The organism is Clostridium sp. AM29-11AC (genome assembly GCF_003480545.1).
GTDB lineage: Bacteria > Bacillota > Clostridia > Lachnospirales > Lachnospiraceae > Otoolea > Otoolea saccharolyticum_A.
Genome location: NZ_QUJI01000023.1, coordinates 37934 through 47935 on the forward strand (window position 1 = coordinate 37934; position 10002 = coordinate 47935).

The window sequence follows — 10002 nt, forward strand, 5'->3', positions numbered from 1 at the left end:
TGAACAATATAAACCTTTGTGTTACACAAAAGTCAAGAGAAAAAAGAAAAATCTGCAGCCTGGATTTAGGCTTCCTGGCCGCAGACCTTTGTCAGATGCAGGGGACAAGGGGAAGCTGAACCTCGTACAGCACCTGATCCCTGCACCCTGTGACGGACAAATCGATTTGGGAAATAAAAATGATTTCCCCCTCTGTGCGGTATCCCTGGCTCTGATAGGAGCGGCTCAGCCGTTTGACCTCTGAGAGATCGTCTGTCTCCGGCTGATAGAGGAGGGCAGAGGCGTAAAGGCCCCCTGGAATCCGGCGCACCTCTACCGCCTCGGCGCCGGAGAGATGGGCCGGTTCGTCTGTAAAGAGGAGAAGGGAAGAGCGTTTTTCTCCCGTTTTCAGCACAGAGGCGGGCATCAGAAGACCATAGCGGTTGGCGGCAAAAATAGGAGCCACCTCATTCAGATGTTCTTCCAGATCGGCAAAGCCGTAGCCTATGTCTACATCACTGTCCAGGGGAGTTTTCCAGACCAGGGCCTTCCGCTCCGGAAGGGTCACAAGGCGCGGCGGATCCGAGGCTTTGCGGGACAGAATATCCTCCAGGTGTGAGATCTTAGAGGAAACGGCTGTCTCCAGCTGACGCAGCTTTTGAATTTCTGCCTGCAGGACAAGCTTTCGCTCTGTTAAAAGCTCCAGAGCAGAATGAGGGTTTCGATCTTCAAAGAAGCTTCGGATCTCAGAGAGACTCATGCCCATCTGGCGCAGCTCCAGAATGGTGGAAAGCTGTTCATACTGCAGAATCGAGTAATAGCGGTACCCCGTTGAGGAGTCGGTAAATGCCGGCTTCAAAAGCCCGATCCTGTCATAATGGCGCAGGGTTTCGGCGGTGATGCCCCGCAGGGAAGCAAATTCGCTGATGGTGAGTATTTCTTTTCGCATGGCAGTTTTCTCCGTTTCTGATCTGACCGGGACGGACGGGTCAGATGCTTTCTGCAAGGTTTTGCTTTTCTGGCTCAGGATATACCTCAGGTTATACGTTTCTTTGGACAGTTTATCACGAAAATGCCGGATTGTGGAGAGAAAAACGAAATGTGGGCATCAGGAAATTTCCATGGTTCTGAATACGAAAAGTCAGGACATCAGGAAAACTGACTCTGAATAAGTCCGGTCTGAAAATTTTGGGCATAAAAAATAGGAAATGGGGAGGAAACCGTGTATAATACGCTGTATAAGAGCTTTCCAATACTTCTGCAGTAAAAGGCAGAAAAAGCAAGGCAGAAAAAGCAGGGCAGAGAAAGCAGGGCAGAAAAATCGTGTCCCGGGACAGGCCGGGTAAACAGAGACGGATACAGGAGGAAAGAAGTTTGAAACAGAGAGATATGGAACAGATATCCATGTTTGACAATGCGCCGGTCTACAGCCCTCTGGCCAGCCGGATGCGGCCGGAGAGCCTGGAGGAGTTTGTCGGGCAGTCCCATCTCCTCGGAGAGGGGATGCTGCTTCGCAACCTGATTGAGCGGGATCAGGTTTCATCCATGATTTTCTGGGGGCCTCCCGGAGTGGGAAAGACAACGCTGGCCGGCATCATTGCTAACAGGACAAATGCCGGCTTTATCAATTTCAGCGCCGTCACCAGCGGGATTAAGGAAATCAGGGAGGTAATGGCGAAGGCGGAGGAAGCCAGGCACAGGGGGATGAAGACTGTGGTATTTGTGGACGAGATACACCGCTTCAACAAGGCCCAGCAGGATGCCTTTCTGCCCTATGTGGAGAGGGGAAGCATCATTCTCATTGGCGCGACTACGGAAAATCCTTCCTTTGAGATAAACAGCGCTCTTTTGTCCAGATGCCGTGTTTTTGTCCTGAAGGAGCTGAGCAGGGAGGAGCTGACGGCCCTTCTTAAGCATGCCCTGACCAGCAGCAGGGGATACGGCTACCTCAAGGTGGAGATAGAAGAGGAGCTGCTTGATATGATTGCCCGGTTTGCCGGGGGAGATGCGAGGACAGCGTTAAATGTGCTGGAGATGGCTGTCACCAACGGGGAAATTCATGGGGACCGAACAGTTGTGAGCCGGGAGGTGATAAAGCAGTGCATCGGAAAGAAGAGCCTTCTCTATGACAAGAAGGGGGAGGAGCATTATAACCTGATTTCCGCCCTCCACAAATCCATGAGAAATTCCGATCCGGATGCCGCCGTATACTGGCTGGAACGGATGCTGGAAGCAGGGGAGGATCCCCTGTATGTGGCAAGGAGGCTGATCCGGTTTGCAAGCGAGGATATTGGGATGGCAGACAGCAGGGCCCTTTCACTGGCTGTGGCTGCCTATCAGGCCTGCCACTTTCTGGGAATGCCGGAGTGCGACGTAAATCTTGTCCACACGGTAATTTATCTCTCCATGGCGCCCAAGTCCAATTCTTCCTACAGGGCCTGTGAGGCGGCAAAAAAGGACGTGCGGGAGCTGGAGGATGAGCCGGTGCCTCTGGTGATACGAAACGCCCCCACAAAGCTTATGGCAGAGCTCCACTACGGGGAGGGCTACCAGTATGCCCACAGCACGGCAGAGAAGATGACGAGAATGCAGTGCCTTCCGGACTCCCTGAAGGACAGGATCTACTATGAGCCTACGAACCAGGGGGAGGAAATGGTGACGGGAGAGAGACTTGACGCCATCAGGAGGTGGAAGAAGGGCGAAACAGAGGGCGGGAAAGCACAAGAGCGGGAGCAGAAGGCAGGGGCAGGAGAGCAGACAGAGGAGTTTCCATGCTGAAGCCGGAAGAATCTGTTGTAAAACAAGAAAAACCCGTCAGGAAACAGAAAAGGAGAACGCATATGAGTATAGATACAGAGAACAGAAGAGAGGAAGGAAAAGGGACAGAGCCGGTACATAAAAGGCGTGTCCGCTATAAGGGAACCCATCCCAGAAGTTACAAAGAAAAGTACAAGGAGCTGAATCCGGAAAAGTACCGGGATACGGTGGAGAAGGTGATTCAGAAGGGAGGGACGCCTGCGGGAATGCATATTTCCATCTGTGTGAAGGAGATTCTGGACTTTTTTGATATCAGGCCGGGACAGGTGGGGCTGGATGCCACCCTGGGATATGGCGGACACACAAGGGAAATGCTGAAAAAGCTGCAGGGACAGGGGCATATTTACGGCCTGGACGTGGACCCCATCGAGTCGGAAAAGACGAAAAAAAGACTGGCGGACGCCGGCTTTGGGCCGGATATTCTGACGGTGAAGCTCATGAATTTTGCCGACATTGACAAGGTAGCTGAGGAGGCAGGGCCATTTGATTTTATTCTGGCAGATCTGGGAGTTTCCTCCATGCAGATTGACAATCCGGAACGAGGCTTTACCTACAAGTATGAAGGCCCCCTGGATCTGAGAATGGATCCCACCAGGGGGGAGACGGCGGCTGAGAGGCTGAAAGGGATGGACAGGGAGGAATTTTGCGGGATGCTGATGGAAAATTCAGACGAGCCCTATGCAGAGGAAATCTCCCATACGGTATTCAGCCGGCTGAAACGGGGAGGAAGGATCGATACCACCACACAGCTTCGGGAGGCAGTGGAGGAGGCGCTTTCCTTTCTGCCGGAAAAGGAGAGAAAGGAGGCAGTGAAGAAGTCCTGCGCCAGAACCTTCCAGGCCCTCCGTATCGATGTAAACAGTGAGTTTGAGGTGCTGTATGCCTTTCTGGAGAAGCTGCCGTCTGCTCTCAAATCAGGAGGAAAGGCTGCTATTCTGACCTTCCATTCCGGTGAGGACAGGCTTGTAAAAAAATCCTTCAGAGAATATAAGAGAGCCGGCCTGTACAGCGAGATCGCGCAGGAGGTGATCCGGCCGTCGGCAGAGGAGTGCGCCAGAAACAGCCGGGCCAAGTCCACGAAAATGAGGTGGGCGGTGAAGGCATAGGCTAAGAAGAACACCGAAATCAGACATAATCTGCCTGTCCCCTCATATATATGGAGTGAGGTGCAGGAGCCCTTTACGATTAAAAGAGAAGGACAGACTGTCAGCAAAAGGAGAAGGGCCAAAGGAGCAGAAAAGCGGTTGTTCCCAAATGGCCCATCACAGAAGAGCCAGAAAGGGGAGCACAGCATGACAGGACAGGCAGAAGAAAATCTTCTTCAGATTTTTTCCAGAGGTCTCAGGGATATTCTGGGGCCTGCGGTGAAACAGTGCACGGAGCTTCAGGAAATCCGGCTCAGAAGCGGGCGTCCCCTCCTCGTCAGGGCAGGGGGAAGGGAGTATGCAGTGGGAGAAGGGGGAGAGCTGCTCTCTGCTGTCTCAGAAACGGGCCCGGAAAGGGGAGGGACTGGCCGGGCTCTCGTGGTATCTCAGAGAGAGATAGAGGAGACCCTTGAATGTGCGGCCAGATACTCTCTCTATGCCTTTGAGGATGAGCTCAGACAGGGATTTCTGACTGTGGCAGGCGGACACCGGATCGGGGTGGCGGGAAGAGCTGTCACTGACGGCAGCAGGGTGAAGGCCATTAAGCCGGTCACCTGCCTGAATGTCCGGGTGGCCCGCCAGATCAGAGGATGTTCTGATTCCGTGCTCCCTTATCTCATAGACAGAGACAGGGGCGAGCTGTATCCGGTGCTCATCCTCTCCCCGCCCTGCTGCGGGAAAACCACCCTTCTTCGCGATCTTGTGAGGAAAATTTCTGACGGCTGTGGATATATGGAGGGGAAAACCGTGGGGATTGTGGACGAGCGGTCGGAAATTGCAGCCTGCTTTCAGGGAATTGCCCAGAATGATGTGGGGATGAGAAGCGATGTGCTGGACGGCTGTCCAAAGGCTCAGGGAATGATGATGCTGATCCGCTCCATGGCACCTCAGGTGCTGGCGGTGGACGAGATTGGCGGAAGGGAGGATCTGGAGGCGCTGCGCTATGCGGCAGGCTGCGGGTGCAGCCTGATTGCCACTGCCCACGGAACCTCCTATCAGGATGTGGAGGCAAAGCCGGCCTTCCGGGAGCTGTTTCGGGACAGACTGTTTGAGCGGATTCTGGTTCTGAGCGGCAGAAGGGGGCCGGGAACGGTGGAACAGATTCTCGACGGGAGGGGGAGAGATGTCTGCTTTAATAAAACTGGTGGGGACAGTCCTTGTGATCACCTCCTGCAGTGCAATGGGGGCAGGGATGGCGGCGCGTCTGTCGGAGCGGCTGGCCCTGTTAAAGCGCATTCGCGTGCTGGTGATCCACCTGAAGGGGGAAATCCTGTATGCCAATGTGCCGCTGGCGGAAGGATTTGACAGAACGGGAAAGCGGGCAGGGAGACCAGAGGGGGAGCTTTTTAGGCGGGTGTCAGAGCGCCTGATGCAGGGCAGCGGGGAGAGCTTTTTTGACATCTGGAAGGAGGAGGCCCATAAATTTCTGGAGACCAGCCCTCTGACAGAGCGGGAGGGAGAGCAGCTCATCTCCTTTGGGGAGCATCTGGGCTATCTGGACAGGGAAATGCAGGAGAGGACGATCCTTTTGTATCTGGAAGAGCTGGAAGAAGAGATTGAGGGGATTTCCAGGGAGATTGCCCAGAAACGGAGGCTGTATACCAGCGCAGGAGTCATGGCCGGTCTGTTCCTGGCAGTCATTCTGGTGTAGAAGACTGGGGGGACAAAGACCGGCAGGAGGGACAGGAGAGCGGAGCAGGCTCGGAAAGAAAACCAGGGGAAAAACGCTGAACGGAACAGACAGCCGTGGAGAGGGAAGCAGAAGGGGCAGTTTAGCTGAAAAGAACAGTGCGGATGACAGAAAAGCTGTGATTGTGGAAAGGAGAAAAAATGGGAGTCAGCCTGATATTTCGGATTGCGGCAGTGGGGATTCTGGTGTCTGTTATCTGCCAGGTGTTAAAGCACAGCGGAAGGGAGGAGCAGGCGTTTCTGACCAGCCTTGCAGGGCTGGTGCTGGTGCTGTTCTGGATGGTTCCGTATATCTACGAGCTGTTTGAGACGATGAAGGAGCTGTTTGCTCTGTGAGAGAAAAGCAGATGGATGTCTTCAAAGAGAAGGAAAAAGAAGAAAATAAAGTAAAATAAAGGGAAATAAAAGGAAGCTAAAGGAAATAAGAGAAACCAAAAGGAAAAAAAGAAACAGATAAAGGAAGCAAGGGACATAGTCCAAAACGGACAGGGAGGAACTATGACAGGCAGAGAGCTTAGAGAGCGGGGATTTTTGTATTTTGAAGCCATACGCGAGGGCCTCGATTCTTATGAAAATGAGATCGTCGTAATGGATGGCAGGAAGGCTTTTGAGCATTTTTTAAGATTGAAGGAAAAGTACGGGGAGGACAACAGTTTTCTCGACTTTTACCTGTTCAGTCTGAGTCCTAAGGAAAGAGAAAGGGCAGAAAAGGAGCTTACAGGCCAGGAGATCCGGGAACTGAAGTGGATAGAGCAGAGGGCCGGAGAAAAAAACGGCGTCATTTTTCCCATGGAGGAAGGGCTGCTTCAGGCGGCCGTGAGGCTTAACGAGACAGAGATGCTGTTTTCCACCATGTATTTCAGGGGAACCGATGAAAACGGCAGGGAGAGAGCGGAAACCTGGTGGGGAAATTATGGAAAGCAGTATGTGCGGTTCTGGAAGTGAGAGGAGGACGAAGAGTCAGAGTGCTGAAGAGTCAGGGCAATGAAGAGGCAGAGCGATGAAGAGGCAGGGCGAAGAGTCAGGGCTCAGAAGTCAGAACAGAGAGATGATGCCAAGAGGCAGAGGGAACCTTCTGAGCCGCCTGAAAGGCCATCCGATGAGGCCGGGTCCCACCGGATGTGTGGCCTTTTGGGGCTTTTCACCGGCCTCAGTGCTCCAGCATGTTTTCAATAAAAATTCCATATCCCTTGGTGGAGTCCTGAATAAAAACGTGAGTAACGGCCCCGATCAGCTTCCCGTCCTGGATGATAGGGCTGCCGCTCATTCCCTGGACGATTCCGCCGGTGAGGCTTAAAAGCTCTGGATCCGTCACCTTGATGACCAGGCTTTTATTTTTGTGGGCAGTGGAATAATCGACTTTCTGTATCTCGATGGCGTAGTCGCGGGGTTCACCGGAAATGCAGCTTCTGATGAAGGCGGGCCCTTTTTTGACATCCTGGCGGTAGCCAATGGGGATGGGCTCCCGTCCGGGACCTTCCCCCAGCATTTTGTCTATTTCCTTCCACATCCGGCTGTCAATGGTACCGAAAATGCCCTGCTCGGTGTTGGCCTCAATGGTTCCGAGCTTCGACTGACCGCCGTAATAGATCACGCCAGAGAGGACGCCCGGCTTTCCCATGGAACCCTTTTCAATTCCCATAATCTCTGTGTCGTACAGCTCGCCGCCGCTGGTGCTCACCAGAAGTCCCGTGTCGCTGTCGCTGATCCCATGACCCAGGGCGCCGTATTCGCCGGACTGGGTGACATACGTCATGGTGCCGATGCCCTGGGTGTCATCGCGGATCCAGATGCCCAGCTTGTAATCACCGTCCTTTGTCTCCACAGGGGTCATCGTGACCTCCATTGTCTGATTATCCCGCCGCACATCCAGCTTGATGGGCGAGCCCTTCGCATTTGCGACGGCTTCAATCATGTCGTCCTTGTCGTCGGCAGGCTCTCCGTTGATGGCTTCAATGTAGTCTCCTGATTTCAGGACACCTTCAGCCGGATCAATGGTTGAGCCATCCTTCGTCTCTACCTGTCCGGTTCCGATCACCATGAGGCCGTCGGATTTCATGTAAATGCCTACCGGCATGCCGCAGGGGATGGCGTACTTCGTGTCTGAGACATCCACTTCAATATCTTTAAAATCAATAATGCCAAACAGCTTTAAATTCAGATGATACGTTCCCTCATTGGAAGAATACAGGGAAAAGGGCTTATTAATCTGAAGATGAATCTGATCAGAGGGGATGTTGGAGCCATTTCCCACAACTACCTCCTCACTCTCGCTTTCCAGCGTGACCTTCACCGGAAGGGGAAAATGGAAGCTCTCCGTTTCATCCACCACCAGGTTCAGCTTATCGGGGATTGCCCTGTTCATGTAAAACCAGGTAAAGACCAGTGAACAAACGAGGCTGATCCAGAAAACGCCTGTCAGCAGGCGGCGAAGTTTTTCTTTTCTAGTCACATCGCTTTCCTCCTTATCACATTTCTTGCCGCAAGTTCTGGAAAACCGCAAAACCCGGTTTTCCGCCAGTCCGCAGAGCGGATGCTTGACTCTTTGTAGTATGTGATGAAACAAAGGAATGCACGCTGTAAATTGCAGGGAGCAGGTGAAAAAGCTGCTGCCCGGAAAGCGGCAGACTGTGCTGTTTAGCGGATGAAAAATGGACAGTTCCATTTTAGGTATTTCCAGAGCGGTTCTGTTTTATTCATAAAAAATATTTTTACAGATCGTTTACGGGTAATCGCTGCCCTATAAACGGAGGAAAACGGCTGAGCTGCCGGAAGATATCAGATAGAAAAAGTGAAGATTTTTTCGAAATTAGCAGATAACCATAAAAAATACCATAAAATAGGAAAAATTAATCTGGAATTTGTGCAAAATTGTCTTGACATAAGTGTTATAATACAGATGTAACAAAGAAAGAGAGATACTTAACCGAACCTATTTCCAACAGACGAAATTTGAAGGCAGCTAAGCATCCCAGGCAGTCAGTTTGATGGAGGAAAAGATAAATGAATACTTTAAAAGCTGAGAAGAGAAGCATGGATGTGAAGGCCAAGAGGCTTAGACGGGAAGGATTTGTTACCGGAAACGTATTTGGAAAAGAGATTAAAGGCTCCATACCGATTAAAATTGTAAAGGCTGATGCGGAGCGTCTCCTCAAGACAAGCGGACGCGGCAGCCAGATTATGCTGAACGTAGACGGTCAGGACATGGATGTTCTGATCAAGGAAGTTGACTACAATTCCATGAAAGGACAGGTTGAGGAGATCGATTTTCAGGCCCTTGTAAGCGGCGAGAAGGTTCACTCCGTGGCAGAGATTCATCTGCTGAACCACGAGAAGGTTACGACAGGAGTGCTCCAGCAGGTGCTTCATGAGGTTTCCTACAGGGCTCTGCCGTCTGCTCTGGTAGAAAAGATCGAGCTGGATGTGGGAGATATGAGAGTGGGAGATTCCATCAAAGTAAGGGATCTGGCCATTGCCTCCGACAAGGATGTAGATCTGCAGACAGATTTGGACGCTGTGGTTGTGACGGTGTATGCGGTTCACAATACGGAAGCTGAGGAAGAGACTGCGGAGGGAGAGAAGTAGACGAACCTAAATAAAAGACGTTAAAATCACAAATTACTTAACTTTCATTAAGCAAACAGCAGTATTGCTGCAGAAACTGACAGGAATTCAGGTTAGAAAGGACGGGTTCTTTTTCCATGAGCCCCAGGAGTTCCGGTTCAGTTTCTGCAGCATTTTTTGTTTCTGCACACAGGCTGCTTTTCGGAAAATTTCACCCCATTTAAAGATACTTCAAAGTTTTCTGAGTATATGATATACTTGCTGTATCATCGGGGAGAGAAAATGGTGGTCAGGCTTCTGAAGGCTCTGGGATACGGGGAGCCGACGGCAGGAACCGTGACCCAGTCAAGCCGCGACGAGGGGATAGACGGCATTATCTATGAGGATAAACTGGGATTTAATCTGATTTATATTCAGGCGAAAAAGTGGGCCCCCGACACAACGGTGGGAAGACCGGAGATTCAGAAATTTGTAGGAGCATTAGCCGGTCAGGGCGCCACAAAGGGGCTGTTTATCACAACGGCCCAGTTTTCAAAAGATGCCGCGGCTTACGCCAAAAAGCAGCATACGACAAAGGTGATTCTGGTCGACGGCAGGAGGCTGACAGAGCTGATGATTGAGTACGATTTCGGCGTCACCACAGAGTATGTGTATAAAATAAAAAAGATGGATACGGATTTCTTCGGAGACGAGGGAATATAGGAACACAGGGTACGGTAACAAACAAGTCCCATCCTTCATAAAGTAATAGAGGCTGTAAAATATTCTGTGTCTATGGGAATGAAACCTTCCAGATAAGAATTCGATA

Annotated in this window: 10 protein-coding genes; 8 read left to right on the top strand and 2 right to left on the bottom strand. The window is 51.6% G+C overall.

Annotation, left to right across the window (positions count from 1 at the left end; translation table 11 throughout):
* Nucleotides 1–91: 91 nt before the first annotated feature.
* Nucleotides 92–928, bottom strand: coding sequence for a helix-turn-helix domain-containing protein (locus DW757_RS14335; protein ID WP_008397237.1), 837 nt, complete (start codon nt 926–928; stop codon nt 92–94).
* 440 nt (nt 929–1368) lie between these two features.
* On the opposite strand from DW757_RS14335, the gene DW757_RS14350 reads away from it, so the two are divergent.
* The 6 genes from DW757_RS14350 to DW757_RS14380 all read left to right on the top strand — a co-directional run bounded on the left by DW757_RS14350 (nt 1369) and on the right by DW757_RS14380 (nt 6575).
* A complete protein-coding gene (locus DW757_RS14350) occupies nt 1369–2757 on the top strand; it encodes a replication-associated recombination protein A (RefSeq protein ID WP_118752065.1) in 1389 nt (462 codons plus the stop codon).
* A gap of 62 nt (nt 2758–2819) precedes the next feature.
* Nucleotides 2820–3902: a 16S rRNA (cytosine(1402)-N(4))-methyltransferase RsmH gene (gene rsmH / locus DW757_RS14355; protein ID WP_044931193.1), complete on the top strand. Its 1083-nt coding sequence runs from the start codon at nt 2820–2822 to the stop codon at nt 3900–3902.
* A gap of 186 nt (nt 3903–4088) precedes the next feature.
* Nucleotides 4089–5246 (top strand): stage III sporulation protein AA, encoded by a 1158-nt coding sequence (spoIIIAA, locus tag DW757_RS14360; RefSeq protein WP_147594695.1) that lies wholly within the window; start codon nt 4089–4091, stop codon nt 5244–5246.
* Complete coding sequence (locus DW757_RS14365; protein WP_087383309.1) at nt 5134–5592, top strand: stage III sporulation protein AB; 459 nt, start codon at nt 5134–5136, stop codon at nt 5590–5592. The genes spoIIIAA and DW757_RS14365 overlap by 113 nt, the downstream gene beginning before the upstream one ends.
* A 179-nt stretch (nt 5593–5771) precedes the next feature.
* A complete protein-coding gene (gene spoIIIAC, locus DW757_RS14370; RefSeq protein ID WP_008397243.1) occupies nt 5772–5966 on the top strand; it encodes a stage III sporulation protein AC in 195 nt (64 codons plus the stop codon).
* A 162-nt stretch (nt 5967–6128) separates the two neighbouring features.
* Nucleotides 6129–6575, top strand: a complete 447-nt coding sequence (locus DW757_RS14380) for a hypothetical protein (protein WP_015574542.1) — start codon at nt 6129–6131, stop codon at nt 6573–6575.
* Between the two features lie 205 nt (nt 6576–6780).
* Here DW757_RS14380 and spoIVB read toward each other — a convergent pair whose 3' ends face one another.
* On the bottom strand, nt 6781–8082 hold the full coding sequence (gene spoIVB / locus DW757_RS14390) for a SpoIVB peptidase (protein WP_118752066.1): 1302 nt from the start codon (nt 8080–8082) through the stop codon (nt 6781–6783).
* Nucleotides 8083–8633: 551 nt separating this feature from the next.
* On the opposite strand from spoIVB, the gene DW757_RS14395 reads away from it, so the two are divergent.
* Together DW757_RS14395 and DW757_RS14400 are read left to right on the top strand one after the other, a co-directional pair.
* Nucleotides 8634–9215, top strand: a complete 582-nt coding sequence (locus DW757_RS14395; RefSeq protein ID WP_008397246.1) for a 50S ribosomal protein L25 — start codon at nt 8634–8636, stop codon at nt 9213–9215.
* 261 nt (nt 9216–9476) lie between these two features.
* Nucleotides 9477–9896 (top strand): restriction endonuclease, encoded by a 420-nt coding sequence (locus DW757_RS14400; protein ID WP_243033719.1) that lies wholly within the window; start codon nt 9477–9479, stop codon nt 9894–9896.
* Nucleotides 9897–10002: the final 106 nt, after the last annotated feature.